The sequence below is a fragment of the Nonomuraea sp. NPDC049480 genome, from assembly GCF_044465905.1.
Classification (GTDB): Bacteria; Actinomycetota; Actinomycetes; order Streptosporangiales; family Streptosporangiaceae; genus Nonomuraea.
Genome location: NZ_JBITMD010000033.1, coordinates 101,588 through 120,533 on the forward strand (window position 1 = coordinate 101,588; position 18,946 = coordinate 120,533).

The window sequence follows — 18,946 nt, forward strand, 5'->3', positions numbered from 1 at the left end:
TGGAGGCGGTGGGGGCCGCGGCGGGGCCCCCACCGCCTTTTTTGCTATGCGGGCTTCCGCGCAGGAACGCGGTGACCAGCTCCGCGCGGGCACAACACGTACCAGCCGCCCCTCCCCGCATCAACCGATCGGTTGATGCCGGAATCCACCATCCCGCTCCCCGGCCGGACGATCCGCCACCCCCGCCCCCACGCGATTCTCAAGGCATGCCAACTCACCGGGAGCCCGCCCTCCGCAGCATCGGACTCCGCAAAGCCTTCGGCGACCACGTGGCCGTCGACGACATCCACCTCACCGTCCCCGCCGGATCCTTCTACGGCCTGGTCGGCCCCAACGGCGCCGGCAAGACCACCACCCTGGCCATGGCCGTCGGCCTGCTCCGCCCCGACGCCGGCAGCGCCGAGATCTTCGGCGTGGACGTCTGGCGCGACACCGTCCAGGCCAAGGGACTGATCGGCGTGCTGCCCGACGGCAACGCCATGCCGGAACGGCTCACCGGCCGCGAGGTCCTCACCTACCTCGGCCTGATGCGCGGCCTGCCCCCCGCCGTCGTCGCCGAGCGCACCGACGAACTCCTCCAGATCCTCGAACTCGACTCCGCCGAGCGGACCCTGGTCATCGAATACTCCACGGGCATGCGCAAGAAGATCGGCCTGGCCGTCGCCCTCCTGCACGCGCCCCGCCTGCTCGTCCTGGACGAGCCCTTCGAGGCCGTCGACCCCGTCTCCGCAGCCACGATCAGGACCATCCTGCGCCGGTTCGCAGGCAACGGCGGCTCGGTGATCATCTCCAGCCACGTCATGGCCCTCGTCGAGCAGCTCTGCGACCACGTGGGCGTCATCTCCGACGGCCGCGTCGTAGCCGCCGGGCCGCTGGCCGACGTACGCGGCGCCGGAACCCTGGAGGACGCCTTCGTCGACCTCGTCGGCGCCCGCACCGGAGGAACGGAGGGGCTGGCATGGCTCACCTCCTGACCCCTGGCCCGGCCGCCTTGGCACAGCACATGATCCGCATGCGGCTGGCACTCATGCGCAACTCCCTGCGCGGCGACAACGCCTCCAACCTCTACACCAGCGTCTCGCTCGGGCTGATCCTGGCCTTCGGAACGATCGCCGTCGCCGTCCTGTGGCCCGCCTACCTGCCCCTCACCCTGGCCGTGTGGCTCTCCGGCTGGATCTTCGGCCCCATCTTCATCGGGGGCGGCAGCGAGGCCCTCCGCCCCGAATACTTCTCCATGCTCCCGGCCACGCCAGGCCGGATCGCGGCGGCACTGCTCGCCGGAGCTTTCGCGGGCCCCGCACCCGCGGTCAATCTCATCGCGCTGCTGTCCCTGCCCGTGTACGGCTGGCGCTTCGGCCCGGCCGGAGTGCTCATCGGCCTGGCAGCCGCCGTCACCACGCTCGTCACCATGGTGATGATCTCCCGCGTCATCGTGGCGCTCATCGGCCTGTTCGTCAGATCCCGCGCCACCGCGGCCGCCGTGGGTATCGTGACCGGCACCGCCATCGCCCTGTGCAGCAACGGCTGGGCACCCGTCGTGGCTCTGGGCGGCACCGACACCGCCGCCTGGTCCCAGGTCCTCGTCCGCGTCCTGCCCTCCGGATGGGGCGTGGCCGCCGTCGAAGCCCCCTGGCCCCTCGCCGTCGCCATCCTCGTCGCCAACGCCGGGGTGATCGCCCTCCTCCTGGCCGCCTGGGCCGGCCTGCTGTCGCGGCGCGTCGTCTCCGCCGCACGCGGCGGTGTGCCGTCCCGCCGCGGCACGCCTCGCCCCTTCCCCACCACCAGCGGCGCCCGCATCGCCGCCGCCAAGGAACTGCGCGCCTGGTGGCGCGACCTCGTCCGCATCCAGCTCCTCACCACCGCCTTCTCCTACGCCGTCGTCACCCCTCTCCTGCTCGTCACCATCGACGCTTGGATCATGGTCCCCTTCACGGGACTCATCGCGATCGTGATGGCCGCCGCGTCCTCGGCCAACCTCTACGGCGCCGACGGGACCGCTCTCTGGCTCACCCTCATGACCCCCGGTGCGGAACGCGCCGACGTACGTGGACGCCAGCTGGCGTGGCTCCTCATCGTCGGGCCGGCCGCAGTGCTCCTGTCCCTGGCCGGCACTCTGGTCAGCGGCCAGGCGTGGGCCTGGCCGTGGGTACTCGGCCTGCTCCCCGCCCTCCTCGGCGGCGGCGCCGGACTCATCGTCCTGCTCGCCGTCACCTCGCTCGTCCCCGGCACCGACCCCCACAAACGCGGCGGCAACCCGCTCAGCACCGGCGCCGACGAAACCGCCGAAACCGGCCTCGCCTGGCTCGTGCTCGTCGCGGTCCCCGCAACCGCCCTTCCCGCAGCCGGTGCCATCCTCCTCAACCCCTGGGCCGGCATCGTCACCGGTGTGCTGACCGGCGCCCTCAGCGCGTGGGGACTCGGCAGGATCGCCTACCGCAGGCTCGAGAGCCACGGGATCGATCTCCTCAACCTCATGAAGCACGGCCCGGCACCCCAGGCCGGCAAACCCACCACCGCGGACCTCCCCATCCAGCACCGCATCGGCGTCACGATCAGCTACACCATCGCCTGGCTTCCCCTGTTCCCCCAGGGTCTCGTGCCCATGGTCATGAAGATCTTCGGCATCGAGAACCGCGCATGGTTCCTCGCCCTTCATCTCCCGCCGATCTGGCAATGGCCCACCATCATCTTCATGATCGCCCTAGGGCTGCTGATGTACGGCTACGCCATCCTGATCCCCATGCGCCTAAGCTCGTCCTCGCCGGCCACCACCAGGTAAAACCCGTCCATACCGAGAGGAGGGGCACGCCCCGGATGAACGACCCCTTCCCGCCCTCCACCTGGGAACGACGCTTCGAGCGCGTCGTCGAGATCGCCCCCTACATCACCCTCGCCGCTTCCCTCGCCATCAGTCTGGCCTCACCCGACCAGCCCGAAGGCGGGATCCCCCGCACCCTCGCGCTCACCGCCCTGGCCCTCGCGTGGATTCTCGGCGCCCATGCCCTCCTCCCCGCCGCCGTGCGCGGACGGAGGGTCGCCGTCACCGTTCACTTCGCCGGCGTCCTGGCCACCGCCGCGCTGCTGACCTTCCACGACCCCATCTTCATCATCTACTGCATCTCCGGCTTCTTCCTCGCCGCCAACTTCGCTCCCTCCAAGTGGACCTTCGCCGCCGTCGCCGCCACCTCCGTCGTCCTGTACGGATCGACGCTCGACTGGGCCCAGGCCACCATCCAGCTCATCGCCTTCCACCTGGCGATCATCGCCGTGCAGACCGTCGCCATCGGCGGCGGCCACATCGCCGGCATCAGGATCGAGGACCGGCAGCGCAAATACCGCAAAGCAGTCAGCGACCTTCAGACCGCCCTGGAGGAGAACGCCGACCTCCACGCCCAGCTCCTCACCCAAGCCCACCAGGCAGGCATCCTCGACGAACGCCAGCGCATGGCACGCGAAATCCACGACACCCTCGCCCAGGGCCTCACCGGCATCATCACCCAGCTACGCGCCGCCCAACGCGTCGAGGACTCCGGCACCCACCTCGAACTCGCGCTCGACCTCGCCCAGGACAGCCTCACCGAAGCCCGCCGCTCCGTCGCCGCCCTCCAGCCCCACCAGCTCGAGGACGCCCACCTCCCCGAAGCCATGACCACCCTGGCCCGCAACTGGGCCCAGACCACCGGCGTCGACCTGCACGTCGAGGTGACCGGCGACCGCGTCCCCCTCAGCCCCGCCATCGAGGTCACCCTCTTCCGTGTCGCCCAGGAAGCCCTCGCCAACGTCGCCAAACACGCGGGCGCCACCCGCGCCGGCCTCACCCTCTCCTACACCGGCGCCGTCGTCCTCCTCGACATCCGCGATGACGGCACCGGCATCCACAACCCCAACAGCAAAGGATTCGGCCTCAGCAGCATGAGACAACGCCTACGCGGCGTCGGCGGCTCCCTCGAAATCGAGAGCACGCCCGGCGAGGGCACCGCCGTCAGCGCCACCGTCCCCGCGCTCCAAGGAAACCCCCGGTGATCCGCCTCCTCATCGTCGACGACCATCCCATCGTCCGCCACGGCCTGCGCGCCGCTTTCGAAGCCGAACCCGACATCCACGTCGCCGGCGAAGCCACCAACGGCCGCGAAGGCATCGACCGCGCCGCCGCACTCCAGGTCGACATCGTCCTCATGGACCTTCGCATGCCCGAAATGGACGGCGTCACCGCCATCACCGCCCTGCGCCACTCCCACCCCCACATCAAGACCCTCGTCCTGACCACCTTCGACGGCGACTCCGACGTCCTGCCCGCCATCGAAGCCGGCGCCACCGGCTACCTCCTCAAAGACGCCCCCACCGACGAACTCCTGCGCGCCGTCCGCGCCGCAGCCGCCGGCGAGCCGGTCCTGTCCCCCTCCGTCGCCGGCCGTCTGATGGGCCAGGTACGCAGACCGGTCAAGGCTGCCCTTACCGACCGCGAACTCCAAGTCCTCGCCCTCGTCGCCGACGGCGCCTCCAATCGCCAGGCGGCCGCCAAGCTCTTCATCAGCGAGGCCAGCATCAAGACCCACCTGCTGCACATCTACGACAAACTCGGCGTCCGCGACCGCGCCGCCGCCGTCGGCGAGGGTTATCGACGAGGTTTGCTCAGTTAGTCGGCCAACAGCCCGCCCTTACCGAGCCCACCCCCGCCTACCTGCAGGAACGCCGCAGATGGCGGCTGGCGGAGCCGACCTTGCCAACAGGCCGGTACCACGCGGGTCTGCTGGAGACGTACCACGGGGTGTTCGACCGGATCGACGCGGTCGTCGGCTGACGCATGGGCCTCGTCGGCCGGCACATCGCGGCATCCGCCCCTACGGCGCCGCGCTCGTGCGCGGCCGTCATGGCACCAGCGGCCACATGTCCAACGCGATCGGCACCCGCCAGATGGCGGACTTCGTGCACCGACCGGACAACCCCTGGGACGTACGTGTCTGGGACGAGATCACTCGGGGGACGTCGCGACCCTGGTCGCCGAGAGGTTCCGAACCGACCCGGCCGCTGTTCTGGCGGGCCGAGATCTCACCGGCGATGAACGCGAGGCGCCGGCCAAGGCCGGCCTTCGCGGCCTGTTCGAGTTCGGGATCCATCCCTTCGTGATCTACCACTTCGCCCTGCGCATGGCCGGCGGGAGCATGCCGTTCATGCAGCAGTACCGCGACGGGCCGGCCCCCGCATGGCCGGCATCACGTTCGGCGTCCCTCTGTCACTTCTTCTTGTGCCGGTAGAACGCGGTGGTCTCGGGCGGGAGCGGGGTGTTGCCGAGGATCAGGTCGGCCGCCTTCTCCGCCAGCATCATGACCGGCGCGTAGATGTTGCCGTTGGTGACGTACGGCATGACCGAGGCGTCCACCACGCGCAGCCCGTCGACGCCGTGCACGCGCATGGTCTCCGGGTCCACCACGGACATCTCGTCGATCCCCATCTTGGCCGTGCAGGAGGGGTGCAGGGCCGTCTCACCGTCCTTCGCGACCCAGTCGAGGATCTCCTCGTCGGTCTCGACGGAGGGCCCCGGCGACAGTTCCCCCGTGCTGAACTCGGCCAGCGCGGGCTGACCGAGGATGCTCCTGGTCACCCGGACGGCCTCTGCCCACTCCCGCCGGTCCTGCTCGGTGGACAGGTAGTTGAACCGCAGGGCGGGGTGTTGCCGCGGGTCGGCGCTCTTGATCTTCACCGAGCCGCGGGCGTCGGAGTACATCGGCCCGACGTGCACCTGGTAACCGTGCCCGCCCGCGGGCGCCGAGCCGTCGTAGCGGACGGCGATGGGCAGGAAGTGGAACATCAGGTTGGGGTAGTCGACGTCGTCGTTGCTGCGGACGAAGCCGCCGGCCTCGAAGTGGTTGGTCGCCCCCGGCCCCTTGCGCAGGAAGAGCCACTGCGCGCCGATCCACGGATGGCGCCACTTCTGCAGGTTGGGCTGCATCGAGACCGGCTGGGAACAGCCGTGCTGGATGTAGACCTCCAGGTGATCCTGCAGGTTCTCGCCGACGCCCGGCAGGTCGTGCACCACGCCGATGCCCAGCGCGGACAGCTCACTCGCGTTGCCGACGCCGGACAGCTGCAGCAGTTGAGGGGAGTTGATGGCGCCGCCGCACAGGATGACCTCTTTCGCGCGTACGGTGCCGCCGTCGTACTCCACGCCGACCGCTCGCGTGCCCTCGAAGAGCACCCTCGACACGAAGGCGCGGGTCTTGACCGTGAGGTTCGGGCGCTTGAGCACCGGATGCAGGTAGGCGCGGGCGGCGCTGAGGCGGCGGCCGTCGCGGATGTTGCGGTCGAAGCGCGCGAAGCCCTCCTGGCGGTAGCCGTTGACGTCGTCGGTCAGCGGGTAGCCGGCTTGCTGGACGGCCTCGAAGAACGCCCCGAAGAGCGGCGTGCCGGCGGGCCCGCGTTCCAGCACCAGCGGCCCGTCGTGGCCGCGGAAGGGGGTGCCCGGGTCGGCCAGGCAGTTCTCCATCCGCTTGAAGTACGGCAGGCAGTGCGCGTAGTCCCAGCTCTTCATCCCCGGGTCGGCGCCCCAGCGCTCGTAGTCCATCGGGTTGCCCCGCTGGAAGATCATGCCGTTGATGCTGCTGGAGCCGCCGAGCACCTTCCCTCGGGCGTGGTAGATGCGCCGGCCGTGCATGTGAGGCTCGGGCTCGGACTCGTACCGCCAGTCGTAGAAGCGGTTGCCGATGGGGAAAGGCAGGGCCGCGGGCATGTGGATGAACACGTCCCACGGATGATCCGGGCGGCCCGCCTCCAGGACCAGCACTCGCGTGGCAGGATCCGCGGAGAGCCGGTTGGCCAGGGCGCAGCCCGCCGATCCGCCTCCGACGATGACGAAGTCGTACTCGTGTGACGTCATAATGCCTCGTCTCATCGCACGTTTCACCGAATCGTATCGCTATACGCATCGCGTTTCACTAGATGCAACAGGAGATCTTTTGGTGGTATGTTCGACGCGGGTTCCTTGTAGCACTTACAGTTTCGCTATGAGCAACGACTCGGGCAGTGGGGGCGTGCAGTCGGTTGACAGGGCGATCAGCGTGCTGGAGATCCTGTCCCGCCGGGGCGAGGCGGGAGTGAGCGAGGTCGCCGCGGAGATCGACGTGCACAAGTCGACCGCCTTCCGGCTGCTCGGCGCGCTGGAGGCACGTGGCCTGGTGGAGCAGGCCGAGGATCGCGGCAAGTACCGCCTGGGCTTCGGCATCATCCGGCTGGCCGGCGGGGTCAGCACGCAGATGGACATCATCCAGCGGGCCCGGCCGGTCTGCCACCGGCTGGCCGAGGAGATCGGGGAGACGGTCAACATCGCCGTGCTCCGCTCCACGTACGCGGTCAACCTCGACCAGGTCCGCGGCCCCTCGGCGGTCACCGCCTACAACTGGGTCGGCCAGATCACCCCGCTGCACGCCACCTCGAGCGGCAAGGCGCTGCTCGCCCACCTCGACGACAACGAGCGCGCCCGGCTGCTGTCGGAGGTGACGCTGGAGAGCCTCACGCCCCAGACCATCACCGACGTCGACGCGCTGGAGAAGCAGCTCGCCGAGACGCGCGTAGCGGGCTACGCCTTCTGCCTGGAGGAGCTGGAGAACGGGCTGAACACCATGGCCGCGCCCATCCGCGCCTACCACGGCGAGGTCGTCGCCGCGATCAGCGCCTCCGGGCCCGCCTACCGCTTCGGCGTCGAGCGCATCCACGAGCTCGCGCCCGTCCTCATCGGCGGGGCCGACGAGATCAGCCGGCGGCTCGGCTACGCGGGCTAGCCGGCCCCCGCTGATCACCGCGCACCGCTATCCGATCCGGCTCTGGACCCACTCGTGGAAGCTACCGATGTGGTGCTCGCTGGGCACCAGCACGCCGCCCTGGGCGTACGTGCGCGAGCTCATCGCGGGCTGGCAGCGCTCGCACGCGTCGAAGTCCTGCTCGTTGACCCGGTGGAAGAGTTCGACCGACTTGTCCAGATCCTTGCCGCCGGCCACCACGTCGGGGAGGTAGAGCCAGTCGCACTCGACCACCGTGCGATCGACGGCGAGGGGGAACATGCGGTGCAGGATGACGTGGTCGGGCACCAGGTTGATGAAGACCTGAGGCTTGATGGTGATCGCGTAGTAGCGCCGGTCCTGCTCCTCGGTCACCGTCGGGATGCGGTCGAGCCCCTCCGAGCCGTCCACGGTGAAGCCCTCGATCCGCTCGCCGAACTCCGCGCCGTGGCCGACGAAGTACTGTGCGGCGTACCCGTCGGCGAACTCCGGCAGCACCTCGGTCAGCTCGGGGTGGATCGTCGCGCAGTGGTAGCACTCCATGAAGTTCTCGACGATGAGCTTCCAGTTGGCCTTGACGTCGTAGACGATCCGCCGCCCGACCTCCAGGTTCGCCACGTCGTAGTTGTCGATCAGCTGCAGCGCGCCCAGCCGCTCCTCCACCGCGCCGTGCACGTCCTGTTCGAATGACGGCGGGTCGTCGGCCAGGCAGACCCACACGTAGCCGAGCCACTCCCGCACGTGCACCTTGACCAGCCCGTACTTCACCCGGTCCAGGTCCGCCATCTTGGTCAGGTTGGGCGCCGCGATCAGTTTGCCGTCCAGGTCGTACGTCCACGCGTGGTAGGCGCACTGGAAGGCCCGCTTGACCTCACCGGACTCCTCCGTGCACAGCGTCGCGCCGCGGTGCCGGCAAACGTTGTAGAAGGCGCGTACCGACCCGTCACGCGCCCGGCTGATGATCAGGTTCTCGGCGCCGACCTGCACCGTCTTGAACGCGCCCGGCTTGGGCAGGTCGGACGAGCGCACCGCGCAGAACCACATCGCCTCGAAGATGTTCCTCTGCTCCAGCGCGAAGAGACCCGGATCGGTGTAGTAGCGGCCCGGGAGAGTGGGAATGACGCTGGAGGTCGTTGCGGTGGTCACGGAAATACTCCTCTGGGAACGGGCCGGGTCAGTGTCCGCGGCGGATCCAGTCCTCTAGCTGCGGAGCCTCGGCTCCGATCGTGGTGTCGGCGCCGTGTCCGGTATGCACCACCGTCTCGGCGGGGAGCGTGAGCAGGGTCTGGCTGATGGACGAGATGATCGTGGAGAAGTCGCTGTGCGACCTCCCCGTGGCCCCAGGGCCGCCCTGGAAGAGGGTGTCGCCGGAGAACAGCGCGCCGAGCTCGGGCACGTACAGGCACACCGCTCCCGGGGCGTGCCCCGGGGTGTGCAGGACGTGCACGGCGCAGTCGCCGATCCGCAGGATCTGCCCGTTCACCAGCGGCCGGTCCGGCGACGCGGAGGGGTGCGCGAGCTTCCACAGCACCTCGTCGTCCGGGTGCAGCAGGACCGGCGCCCCGGTGCGCGCGGACAGGCCGGGCGCGGCGTCCACATGGTCGTTGTGGGCGTGCGTGCACACGATCCCGGTGACCCTGCGGTCGCCCACGGCCGTCGCGATCGCCCCGGCGTCGTGGGCCGCGTCGATGACGAGGACCTGCTCGTCGTCACCGAGCAGCCAGACGTTGTTGTCGACGTCCCACGTGCCGCCGTCCAGGCTGAAGGTGCCGGAGGTGACGAGTCGCTCGATCCGCATCACAGCATCACCACAGACCGGAGCACCTCGCCGTGGTGCATCTTGGCGAAGGCTTCCTCGACGTCGCCCAGGCCGATGGTCTCGGTGACGAACGCGTCGAGGTCGATCCGGCCCTGCAGGTAGAGGGAGATCAGCATGGGGAAGTCCCGGCTCGGCAGGCAGTCGCCGTACCAGCTCGACTTGAGCGCGCCGCCGCGGCCGAAGACGTCGAGCAGCGGCAGGCCGAGCGTCATCTCGGGCGTGGGGACGCCCACGAGCACCGCGGTCCCGGCCAGGTCGCGGGCGTAGAACGCCTGCTTGAACGTCTCCGGGCGGCCGACCGCGTCGATCACCACGTCCGCGCCGAATCCGCCGGTGAGCTCCCTGATCCGTTCGACGGGGTCGGTCTCCTTGGCGTTGACGGTGTGCGTCGCGCCGAAACCGCGGGCCCAGTCGAGCTTCCGGTCGTCCACGTCGACGGCGATGATCGTGGTGGCGCCGGCCAGCCGGGCTCCGGCGATCGCCGCGTTGCCGACGCCGCCGCAGCCGATGACCGCGACAGAGTCGCCGCGGCCGACCCCGCCGGTGTTCACGGCCGCGCCGAGGCCGGCCATCACGCCGCACCCGAGGAGTCCGGCGGCCGCAGGGGAGGCGGCCGGGTCGACCTTGGTGCACTGGCCCGCGGCCACCAGCGTCTTCTCGGCGAACGCGCCGATGCCCAGAGCGGGGCTGAGCGGCGTGCCGTCCGCCAGCGTCATCTTCTGCGTGGCGTTGTGGGTGTTGAAGCAGTACTGCGGACGGCCCCTGAGACAGGAACGGCAGGCCCCGCAGACGGCGCGCCAGTTGAGGATGACGAAGTCGCCGGGCGCGACGTCGGCGACGCCGGGGCCGACGGCCTCGACCACCCCGGCCGCCTCGTGGCCGAGCAGGAACGGGAACTCGTCGTTGATGCCGCCTTCGCGGTAGTGCAGGTCGGTGTGGCAGACGCCGCACGCCTGCACCTTCACCAGCGCCTCGCCGGGACCCGGATCCGGCACGAGGATCGTCTCCAGGCTGACCGGCTTGCCCTTGCCCGTCGCGACCACGCCGCGTACTTCATGAGCCATGTTTCACTCCTTGCTAGCCGGCCTGCACCGGCGCGCTCTCCAAATGGCGACGCCAGCGGGTGAACAGCCGGGCCTGGTTGACACCCAGCACCGCCACCGGGCGATCCGCCTGCCGGTAGACGGCGAGGAAGCTGCCTTCGGCCGGGTCGCCCTCCTCCACGGTCACGGTGTCCGCCTCGCCGGCGCGCCCGATGAACTGGATCTTCAGATCGAACTGGTCGGACCAGAAGTAGGCCGGGCGCGCGGGAGCCGGGCGGGCGGTGCCGCCGGACAGCAGCGTCGCCGCCGCGACGGCGGCCCGCTGGCGCGCGCCGGTCCAGTGCTCGATCCGGTGGTGGCGGTCCTGTGCGGGGTCCCACCAGGCCGCGCAGTCCCCGACGGCGACGATCCCCGGAACCGAGGTGCCGCCGCCCTCGTCGCAGAGCACGCCGTCGCCCAGTTCGACGCCGCTGCCCCGCAACCAGCCGGTGTTGGGCACCGCCCCGATGCCGACCACCACGACGTCGGCAGGCAGGTACGTGCCGTCCCCCAGCCGTACACCGTCCGCCCGGCGCGAGCCGTCCGCCGGCCGTCGTTCGCCGGCCGGCTCCGTACCTGTCACCTCGGCCACGCGGGTCACCTCGGCCACGCGGGCGCCGCCGATCAGCCGGACGCCGCGCCGCTCGTGCAGGGCGGCGATGGCCTGCGCCATCGTGAGGCCGACGACGCCGGCCAGCGGCGCCGGTCCCGCCTCCACGAGGGTGACGTCCAGGCCGAGCTCGTGGGCCGTGGCGGCGACCTCGGCGCCGATGAAACCGCCGCCGATCACCACCAGCCGCCTGGCGGTCTCCAGCTCCGCGCGCAGGGCACGGGCGTCGTCGAGGGTGCGCAGCGTGTGGACGCCGCTCAGGCCCTCAGTGCCCGGGAGCGTGCGCGCGGCCGCCCCGGTGGCGATCACTATGCCGTCCGCCGCCAGCGAGGTGCCGTCGCTCAGCGCGATCCGGCGGGAGGCGGCGTCCAGGCCGGTCGCGGCCACCCCGAGCCGCCATTCGATGCGGGGATCCTCGCCGTCGCCCTCCAGCGCCAGGTCGGCCTCGCCGGTCACGCCCTTGAGGAAGTCCTTGGACAGAGGGGGACGGTCGTAGGGCCGGTGCCGCTCCTCCCCGATCACGACGAGCCGTCCCTCGTAGCCCTGATCGCGCAGGGCGCGGGCCGTCAGCAGTCCCGCGAGCGAGGCGCCGACCACGCAGACCGTGTTCACGCCTGGCCCTTCAAGGTGACACCCGGCGGCAGGTTGGGCGGCGCGTCCGACGGACGGACATAGATGACGTCGTCCTCCACGACGACCTGATGCGTGCGGACCGGCCGCTTCGCGGGAGGGGCGTCCACCGCTCCGGTGCGCAGGTCGAAGCGCGAGGCATGCAGCGGGCATTCGATCTCGCAGCCCTCCAGCCATCCGTCCGCCAGCGAGGCATCCTGGTGGGTGCAGGTGTCGTCGATCGCGAAGAGGTCGCCGTCGTCGGTGTGGAAGACCGCGATGGGCGGATCGACGTCGAGGCGGAGGGCCTCGCCTCGCGGCAGTGACGCGAGAGGGCACGCTGGGATCATCGTGTCACACCCCGGTTTCGCAAAGAGAAACGTCTAGCGCTATACGCAACAGATTGAGGGTGCGGAATGCGGATGTCAAGACCGGTTTGCGGGGACTTGGTACATGGATTCTGGGTTTGCCCGGCAACCGTGAGATGCCGGGCCGGACGTCGGCGATCTGGATCTCCCTGGGTGAGCCGGGGCGCACGACTTCATCACATACGATGATCATGTGGCGGCCCTTCCGACCCCCCGGACCGTCGATATCCTGATGGTCACCGGCCTGAGCGTGGCCGTGGCGCTCCAATTCGTCCATGAGCAGACCAGTCCCGTCGTTTGGGCGGGCGCGGCGGTAGCCGTGCTCCCCTGCTCGCCAGGCGCCACTGGCCGATCATCGTGACCGCGCTCGCTACCGGCGGTGACCTGCTGGTGTGGTCGCAGTCGGTGCATCTGATCGGCGACGCACCGGTGGCGCTGGCCGTCTACAGCGCGGGCCGGTACGCCACCTGGCCGCGCTCGGGACTCGGCCTGCTGGCCGCGGAGGCATGGGTGGCCGGCGTCCTGGCGCTGGGCGATCTGGAGGAGCCCGCCGACGCGTTCGGCGCGGCGCCCATCATCGCCGGGGCCTGGGCGCTGGGACTGACGATACGGCTGCGCCTGCGTGACGTGGTCCGGCTGCGTGCCGTCACCGAGCGGCTGCGCATGGAGCAAGCCGCCAACGCGCGGCGGGCCGTCCACGACGAGCGCGACAGGATCGGCCGGGAACTGCACGACACCGTCAGCCACGACCTCACCGCGATCGCCGTACAGGCCCACGCGGCCAGGTTCGCACCTGAGCAGGCCACCCGGAGCCTGGAACGCATCGCGGGCTCGGCCGCGGCGGCGCTGGAGGAGATGCGCCTCCTGCTGGGGGCGATCGGCGCGCCCGAGCCGTCGCCGCCCACCCTGAACGATCTCGAAGGCTTGCTGGCCGACGCCCGCCTGGCCGGGCTGACCGTGTCCGCCGAGGTGGCCGACGGACTGCCGGAGGCGGTGCAGATCTCCTGCTACCGGATCATCCAGAGTCGCTGACCAACGTCGTGCGCCACGCCGGCCCCACCCAGGTCTCGGTACGGCTGACGCGGATCGGAACGGGCGTGGAGCTCCTCGTCGAGAACCTACCGGGGCCAGGACCTTCGATCCGGGTTCCCGGCTCCGGCAGCGGGCTGGCCGGGATGCGGGCCCGGGCCGAGGTGCACGACGGCAGCCTGGAGGCGTGCCCCACGCCGTCAGGCGGTTTCCGGGTGCGGGCGGTGATCCCGTGGCCGTGAACGTCGTGCTCGCCGAAGATCAGGAGGTGGTCCGCGCGGGCCTGCGCCTCATCATCGACGGCCTGGGAGGCTTCCGGGTGGTGGCCGAGGCGGCCGACGGCGAGCAGGCGGTGACGGCGGTCTTCGGCCATCGGCCCGACGTGGTGCTGATGGACGTGCAGATGCCGGTGCTGGACGGCGTGGCGGCGGTCCGCCGGATCCACGAGGGCTGGCCGCACGACGGGCCTCCACCGCCGGTGCTCATGCTCACGACGTTCGACGCGGAGGAGTACGTGCTGGGCGCGCTCCGCGCGGGCGCCGTCGGCTACGTGCTCAAGACGGTGCCGCCCGAGGGTCTGGCCGCCGCGCTGCTCACCGCCTCCCAAGGTGGGAGCGTGCTGTCACCACAGGTCGCGCGGAAGCTGATCGCCAGAGTCACCCGCGAGCCGACCGCCTCCTCCGGAGTGGAACCCGGCCGCACCGACGGGCTCACCGGCAAGGAACAGGAGGTGCTGAGCCTGATCGCGCACGGACTGTCCAACGCCGAGATCGCCACACGTCTGGGCTGCTCGGAGAGCACCGTCAAGAGCAGAGTCGCCCGCGCTGCCGACCGTGGATGTGCCGCTCTACTTCGGGCTGGTCCTGCTCTGCGCTGTCCTCGGCCTCGCGGCCACATTGGTGCCCGCCTGGGTGACATTGCGGGCGAGCCCCGTGCACGCGGTCGCGGGACGTGAGTGAACCGAAGGCGGCGGGGCTGCGGCTCCTCACGGCGGGACATGGCGTGCCTGCCAGCCGGAGAACCTGCGGAAAATCAGGGGACCGCAACCGCGGGCGGGGAGCAGCACGAGATCGCGTAAGGGAATCGCAAGGGGATACAGATGCCGCCCGCGCCCTGAACAGGCTCTGACCTCGCCATTCGTAGCGTGGGAACCATGCATGAGGCCGATGGTCCCCATCCGGACGGCCCGGCGGCGGGGGGCTCTCGTGGCGGCCCTCGCCTGCGGCCTCTCGCTCGCCCTCGCCTACATCTTCACCGTCGGCTACGCCGCTCCGCGCTTCCTGTTGCCCGCGTACGCGCTGCTCGCCATCATCGGGATGCTCTGCTACTTCGTCGTGCAGGCCAGATCCCTCTATGTCAACAGCAGGCAAATCCACGCCGCACGCGCCGTCACCGCCGAGGCCGCCTCACGGCTCCACCACCTCGGCCTGCGCCCTCCGTGTTTCCTGTACGGCCACGACGCCGTACAGATCGCCTATCTGGCCCGGTGCGCCCGCACACGCGTCTTCAAGAACTACGGCGGCGCGCTGTCCGTACCGTCCTCCATCAGAGCCGCGATGAGCCGGGGCGACCGCGTCGGCGTCCTCACGACCTCCCGAAAGCGTCTCTGATCAGCTTGGCGATCCCGTGTCAGGCGTAGCGTCTGGCGTGGGTGGTGCCCACCGTGGCGGGGTGGCGTGGGCGTGCAGGTGGAAACCCGCGCCTAACGCCGCCCCGCGTGGCCGGTGCCGACTGGTGGTTGTGCTGATCGTCGTCACGCCCTGGTGCCGGTGGGCGGCGCGGGGCAGCCCGGTCCGGCCCGTGTGAGCGTGTCCCTCCGGACGCTGGCCAGCCCGACCGGCGGGTCGTGCTGGGGAGGGTGCCCTGCGTCGCCTGGGCGCGGGGCGTGGAGTGCGGCGCCGGGTGGGTCCGGTCTTCGACCGATCCGTCCGGCGGGTCTTCGGGGTGGGCGGGGTGATGACCGCCCGGGCTTCGAGCTTGTCCACGACAGAGCCGATCGCCATGGCGCCGCTGGCCCGGTCGGTGACGGTGGTGGCCTGGTGGGTCAGTCCGCGGGCGGCGATGCGCTGCCAGGCGCCCTGGTCGCGATCGCCCTGCCAGCCACACTCCGGGCACCAGGCCCACTTCCAGCCCGCGACCGTGGGCCGGTCGGGGGCCTTGCGGTGCCGCAGCACGCTCAGGCAGTGCGGGCAATGCTTGGAGGTGTTGCGCGCCGGGACGCTCACCACCGCGATGCCGCTCTCGGCGGCCAGGTGCCGGATGTGGCCGGCGATCTGGCCGCGGACCTGCTGCGACAGGCGGGTGTTCAAAGTGCGGCCCATCCCGGCGGCTTCCAGCGAGCGCAAATCTTCCACGTAGATGACCGTCGCTTTGGCGGCGATGGCCTGGTCGACCACCCAGCGGGCGGCCGCCCACGCCAGCGCGTCGTTGAGGTGCCTCCGGCGTGCCGACAGGCGGCGGGACTCTTCGGCCAGCCGCGCCTGCTTGCCCTCCAGGGCCGGATGGGGTGCACACCCGTCGAGCAGGCGCTGGTAGCGGCCGGTCTTGGCATGCAGATGCTCGCCCAGTCTGCGGAGCCGGTGTTGTTTGGCCAGCACACCGGCGGCGCGGAACTGGGCGCCGGCCCCCAGCGCGGTCAGGCGCCCGTCCGCATGCAGGCCTACCGCGCCGGCCGAAAACACCGTGTTCAGGCCCCAGTCCACGCCGAGCGCGATGGTGTGGCCGACGCGCCGGGCCGCCGGGACGGGGTGGGTGTAGGCGATATCGGCGCGCACGCTCCCGTCCCGCGGGCGCAGGGTGGGCAGGTGCAGCACCGCATCCGCGGGCACCGTCGGGGGCAGCGTGATGGGGCAGGCCACCCAGGTCCAGTCGGCGTAGGAGCGCGGATCGGGGCGGGTGGGCAGCTGCAGCCGCAGCAGCGCCCGCCCCGGCTCGCTCTCGCTGCGCCGGATGGTGGCCTGCTGGCGGTCACAGGCGGCCAGCACCAGCATCCGCGCCGCCCGGGGCACGCCTTCCAGCTCGCACACATCGGCGGGCAGCCGTCCCTGAGCGCGCACGAACGCGGCGATCTGCCGGGTGCGCGCCTTGATGACCGTGGCGGGCAGATCCCGGCCGCCGGGGATGGCGGCGCGCACCGCATCCCACTCCCCGGCGGTGCGGTTGAGCGGATCGGCGGGCCGGGTGGCCAGCACTCCGGCGGTGAGTTCGGCCCGCCAGTGTGCCGAGCGCAGCAGCCGCCCGGCCTGCTCCTGCGCCATCCGCGCGATCCGGTCGTTGACCGTGACGCCCGCCGGCGCGGTGGCCGTCCAGCCCAGCCTGCGCAACGCCATCCACGCCTGCGATGGCAGCCTGCGCCCGCCCGCATCCACCCCACCGGCCAGCAGAGCGACATCGCAGGTGGCCCAATGCTCGGCCAGCACCCCTGCCGTCATGGCCGAGACCAGGTCCGCGCACCAGCCGACCCGCTCGGCCAGCACCGCCGCAGGCACCGGCTCGCCGCTCTTCTCCGCCACCCCACCGCGCAGCAGCGCGCGGGCACACGCCGTGCGGGCGCTCTGACCCGCGGCCGGCGGCAGCCTCCGGCTCACCGCCCGCTCCCGTCCTTGGCTGCCGCGCGCGGCGCCGGATCGACAGCCGACCGGCACGCCCGCACCCCCACCGGCATCCCACCACCCCCGATTTTCACCCTGAGTGACCGTCAGGCTACCAGTCTTTGGTTCTCTCGGGTAGAACACCTGAGCGATACACCCGACCACCTGCCGGCCTCACCGACCCCCGGGGCGCCTCTCCCTCGTTGCGACCGAAGAAGCGCCGCCACCAATCAACCACCACGGAACTTGAGGATCCCTAATGAAACTGGTGAGCCTCCGGCCCGCTTCCTCAACTCGTGGATCCCGGTCGACCTGCGGCTGGGCAGCGGCAAGAAGCGGTACGTGTTCCTGCCGCCGCAAGCCGAACCCGCGCGGGCGGGGCCGTCCTCCCGGTGGCTTTCGAACCGCACGACGGAGGTTGCCAGGCTTGCGAAAGGGCTGCTCTTCGCACCGTCTGATCAGCGACAGCGACGGTCCCTTGTTCCTCACGGTGGACCGCCTCCCGCTCAGCCTGGGATGCGTTCGGCGTGCCGTACCGCCCGCAGGCCCGGCAGAGCGACAGCGCCGAGCCTGGCTCCCGTGTCCGGGTCCAGCCGGATCACCTGATCGCCCGCCCCCACCAGCAGCTCGCCGGCCGTCCAGATGACGCCGCGCGCAGGGCCGGGAAGCGCCCAGGCGGCCAGCGGCGCGAGCGTCTCACCGTCGGCCACCAGCACCTGCGAACCCGCCGCCACGTAGACGCGCCGGCCGCCCGCCGCCGCGTACGCCTCTCCCCCGGGCTGCTTGCCGAGCAGGCCGCTGCGCCGGATCACCTGGTCATCGGTGGAGGCCACCACGATGCCGCCGGTGGAGGCGTCGAAGGAGTACAGCCGCCTGCCCGCCGCGTCCAGCGCGATCGTGTGCGCCTCGGGCGGGCCCAGGCCGAACGGCGCGGGCAGGTCCAGGCAGTAGGCCCACCTCTGGTCCAGGTTGAGCACGTGCACGAACGCGTGCACGCCGGGGCTCTGGTCCCGCCCCGCCACCAGGTCACGCGTGTGCAGGTGGTCGTCCTGGTGGGTGTAGAGGGTATAGAGGACGTTCGCGGCGGGGTCCAGTACGGCCTGGCGCCCCTGCCCGCGCATCTCCTCCTCCGTGCCGGGGAGGACCTGCCTCTTGTCACGCGTCTGCAGCGGCCCTATCTTGCCGGCGTCCAGGTCGTACATCCGCACCCGGTAGCGGTCGGGCTGCTCGGGCGGCAGGTGGTCCAGCAGGTACATGGCCCGGCCGTCGCTGGAGAACGCCTCGGGATCGAGGTTGCCGTCCAGCTCGACCGCACGCGTGCCGTTCTCGCCGATCAGCGTGATCCTGGTACGGCGGCGCGGCCCGGGCGGCGGCCCCACCGCGATCATCCGGGGGGAGATGGCCTTGATCTGCCGGCCGTCGACCGGTTCGTCGGCCAGCAGGGCGCCGGTGCCGGGCTCGTAACTACGCAGGCGGCCGTCCCTGAGCTGGTGAACAGTGGTCCAGGTGCCGTCGGCCACGGCCGCGGGGTAGACGGCCTTGACCGTGCCCTTGGCCAGGTCGACCACGGCCAGCCCGGCGGCGGTCGTGGCGAACAGGCGGCCCGGCTTGGGGGCGGGGACCGCGGGCGCGGCCTTCGTGGCGGGCCGCTCGGCGGCGCAGGCTGACACGGCGGCCACCGCGCCGAGCGCGAATGCCTGACGTCTCGTGATGGAGGACACGCTCTCCTTACACCGCCCGTCCCCGCCAGGTTCCCGCCGGCTTCGGCAGCCAGGGCCTGCCTGCCATCGGCGCTACGGCCAGGACCCGGTCAGCGCGGTGAGGGCGGCTCCAACGGACGGAAACAGCTCGAGATCACCACTCCCCTGGCCGGGCAACACGCCGCCGCCGATGACGATCATGCGTCCTCCGGACGCCCTGGCGTGCCTGTCCGCCGACCGCAGGATGTCGCACCCGGGCAGATCGGCCACGGCTAGTACTCCAGTGACACTTCGCGATCTTGGGCGTTGAGGTGGCATGAAGACGGCCACCACGTGATCATTCGGAGTTTGTGAAGACATCCCAAGA

At 71.1% G+C, this 18,946-nt stretch carries 19 protein-coding genes; 9 read left to right on the forward strand and 10 right to left on the reverse strand.

All coding sequences use genetic code 11. From position 1 onward, the window contains the following. Positions 1–206: 206 nt before the first annotated feature. Genes ACIBX3_RS52960 through ACIBX3_RS52975 form a run of 4 tightly spaced genes read left to right on the forward strand, consistent with a single transcriptional unit; the run spans position 207 to position 4,640 of the window. Positions 207–974: an ABC transporter ATP-binding protein gene (locus tag ACIBX3_RS52960; RefSeq protein WP_397128389.1), complete on the forward strand. Its 768-nt coding sequence runs from the start codon at positions 207–209 to the stop codon at positions 972–974. Beyond that, positions 959–2,779: a hypothetical protein gene (locus ACIBX3_RS52965; RefSeq protein WP_397128390.1), complete on the forward strand. Its 1,821-nt coding sequence runs from the start codon at positions 959–961 to the stop codon at positions 2,777–2,779. The genes ACIBX3_RS52960 and ACIBX3_RS52965 overlap by 16 nt, the downstream gene beginning before the upstream one ends. A 35-nt stretch (positions 2,780–2,814) precedes the next feature. Next, a complete protein-coding gene (locus tag ACIBX3_RS52970) occupies positions 2,815–4,023 on the forward strand; it encodes a sensor histidine kinase (protein ID WP_397128391.1) in 1,209 nt (402 codons plus the stop codon). After that, positions 4,020–4,640, forward strand: a complete 621-nt coding sequence (locus tag ACIBX3_RS52975) for a response regulator (RefSeq protein WP_397128393.1) — start codon at positions 4,020–4,022, stop codon at positions 4,638–4,640. Before ACIBX3_RS52970 ends, ACIBX3_RS52975 begins: the two co-directional genes overlap by 4 nt. 593 nt (positions 4,641–5,233) lie before the next feature. Here the strand turns inward: ACIBX3_RS52975 and betA are convergent. Further along, positions 5,234–6,874, reverse strand: coding sequence for a choline dehydrogenase (gene betA / locus ACIBX3_RS52980; RefSeq protein WP_397128394.1), 1,641 nt, complete (start codon positions 6,872–6,874; stop codon positions 5,234–5,236). A 127-nt stretch (positions 6,875–7,001) separates the two neighbouring features. Here betA and ACIBX3_RS52985 point away from each other — a divergent pair, with 127 nt between their 5' ends. Then, complete coding sequence (locus ACIBX3_RS52985; RefSeq protein ID WP_397128395.1) at positions 7,002–7,775, forward strand: IclR family transcriptional regulator; 774 nt, start codon at positions 7,002–7,004, stop codon at positions 7,773–7,775. Positions 7,776–7,802: 27 nt separating this feature from the next. Here ACIBX3_RS52985 and ACIBX3_RS52990 read toward each other — a convergent pair whose 3' ends face one another. The 6 genes from ACIBX3_RS52990 to ACIBX3_RS53015 are packed head-to-tail and all read right to left on the reverse strand — an operon-like array spanning position 7,803 to position 12,537. After that, positions 7,803–8,918: an aromatic ring-hydroxylating dioxygenase subunit alpha gene (locus ACIBX3_RS52990; RefSeq protein ID WP_397128396.1), complete on the reverse strand. Its 1,116-nt coding sequence runs from the start codon at positions 8,916–8,918 to the stop codon at positions 7,803–7,805. Between the two features lie 28 nt (positions 8,919–8,946). Beyond that, complete coding sequence (locus tag ACIBX3_RS52995) at positions 8,947–9,570, reverse strand: MBL fold metallo-hydrolase (RefSeq protein ID WP_397128397.1); 624 nt, start codon at positions 9,568–9,570, stop codon at positions 8,947–8,949. Continuing rightward, positions 9,570–10,655: an S-(hydroxymethyl)mycothiol dehydrogenase gene (locus ACIBX3_RS53000; RefSeq protein ID WP_397128398.1), complete on the reverse strand. Its 1,086-nt coding sequence runs from the start codon at positions 10,653–10,655 to the stop codon at positions 9,570–9,572. The genes ACIBX3_RS52995 and ACIBX3_RS53000 overlap by 1 nt, the downstream gene beginning before the upstream one ends. Positions 10,656–10,668: 13 nt before the next feature. Further along, on the reverse strand, positions 10,669–11,895 hold the full coding sequence (locus tag ACIBX3_RS53005; protein ID WP_397128399.1) for an NAD(P)/FAD-dependent oxidoreductase: 1,227 nt from the start codon (positions 11,893–11,895) through the stop codon (positions 10,669–10,671). Continuing rightward, on the reverse strand, positions 11,892–12,242 hold the full coding sequence (locus ACIBX3_RS53010; RefSeq protein WP_397128400.1) for a bifunctional 3-phenylpropionate/cinnamic acid dioxygenase ferredoxin subunit: 351 nt from the start codon (positions 12,240–12,242) through the stop codon (positions 11,892–11,894). The genes ACIBX3_RS53005 and ACIBX3_RS53010 overlap by 4 nt, the downstream gene beginning before the upstream one ends. 4 nt (positions 12,243–12,246) lie before the next feature. After that, positions 12,247–12,537 (reverse strand): hypothetical protein, encoded by a 291-nt coding sequence (locus ACIBX3_RS53015; RefSeq protein ID WP_397128402.1) that lies wholly within the window; start codon positions 12,535–12,537, stop codon positions 12,247–12,249. 80 nt (positions 12,538–12,617) lie between these two features. On the opposite strand from ACIBX3_RS53015, the gene ACIBX3_RS53020 reads away from it, so the two are divergent. The 4 genes from ACIBX3_RS53020 (at position 12,618) to ACIBX3_RS53035 (ending at position 14,899) form a co-directional block, all read left to right on the forward strand. Beyond that, entirely contained in the window at positions 12,618–13,292 is a 675-nt protein-coding gene (locus ACIBX3_RS53020) for a sensor histidine kinase (protein WP_397128404.1), read from the forward strand. A gap of 8 nt (positions 13,293–13,300) precedes the next feature. Further along, positions 13,301–13,531, forward strand: coding sequence for a sensor histidine kinase (locus ACIBX3_RS53025; RefSeq protein WP_397128405.1), 231 nt, complete (start codon positions 13,301–13,303; stop codon positions 13,529–13,531). Next, positions 13,522–14,244 carry a response regulator gene (locus ACIBX3_RS53030; RefSeq protein WP_397128406.1) on the forward strand — a complete coding sequence of 241 codons (723 nt, stop codon included), beginning with the start codon at positions 13,522–13,524 and terminating at the stop codon, positions 14,242–14,244. Before ACIBX3_RS53025 ends, ACIBX3_RS53030 begins: the two co-directional genes overlap by 10 nt. Before the next feature lie 202 nt (positions 14,245–14,446). Then, positions 14,447–14,899 carry a hypothetical protein gene (locus ACIBX3_RS53035; RefSeq protein WP_397128407.1) on the forward strand — a complete coding sequence of 151 codons (453 nt, stop codon included), beginning with the start codon at positions 14,447–14,449 and terminating at the stop codon, positions 14,897–14,899. Here ACIBX3_RS53035 and ACIBX3_RS53040 read toward each other — a convergent pair whose 3' ends face one another. From ACIBX3_RS53040 to ACIBX3_RS53050, 3 genes are all read right to left on the reverse strand, one after another. Beyond that, the gene (locus ACIBX3_RS53040) at positions 14,900–16,876 is read right to left on the reverse strand and encodes a zinc ribbon domain-containing protein (RefSeq protein WP_397128408.1); all 1,977 of its coding nucleotides are present in this window, start codon (positions 16,874–16,876) and stop codon (positions 14,900–14,902) included. A 509-nt stretch (positions 16,877–17,385) separates the two neighbouring features. Continuing rightward, positions 17,386–18,600, reverse strand: a complete 1,215-nt coding sequence (locus ACIBX3_RS53045) for a hypothetical protein (protein ID WP_397128409.1) — start codon at positions 18,598–18,600, stop codon at positions 17,386–17,388. Positions 18,601–18,672: 72 nt separating this feature from the next. Then, a complete protein-coding gene (locus tag ACIBX3_RS53050) occupies positions 18,673–18,849 on the reverse strand; it encodes a hypothetical protein (RefSeq protein ID WP_397128410.1) in 177 nt (58 codons plus the stop codon). Between the last annotated feature and the right edge of the window lie 97 nt (positions 18,850–18,946).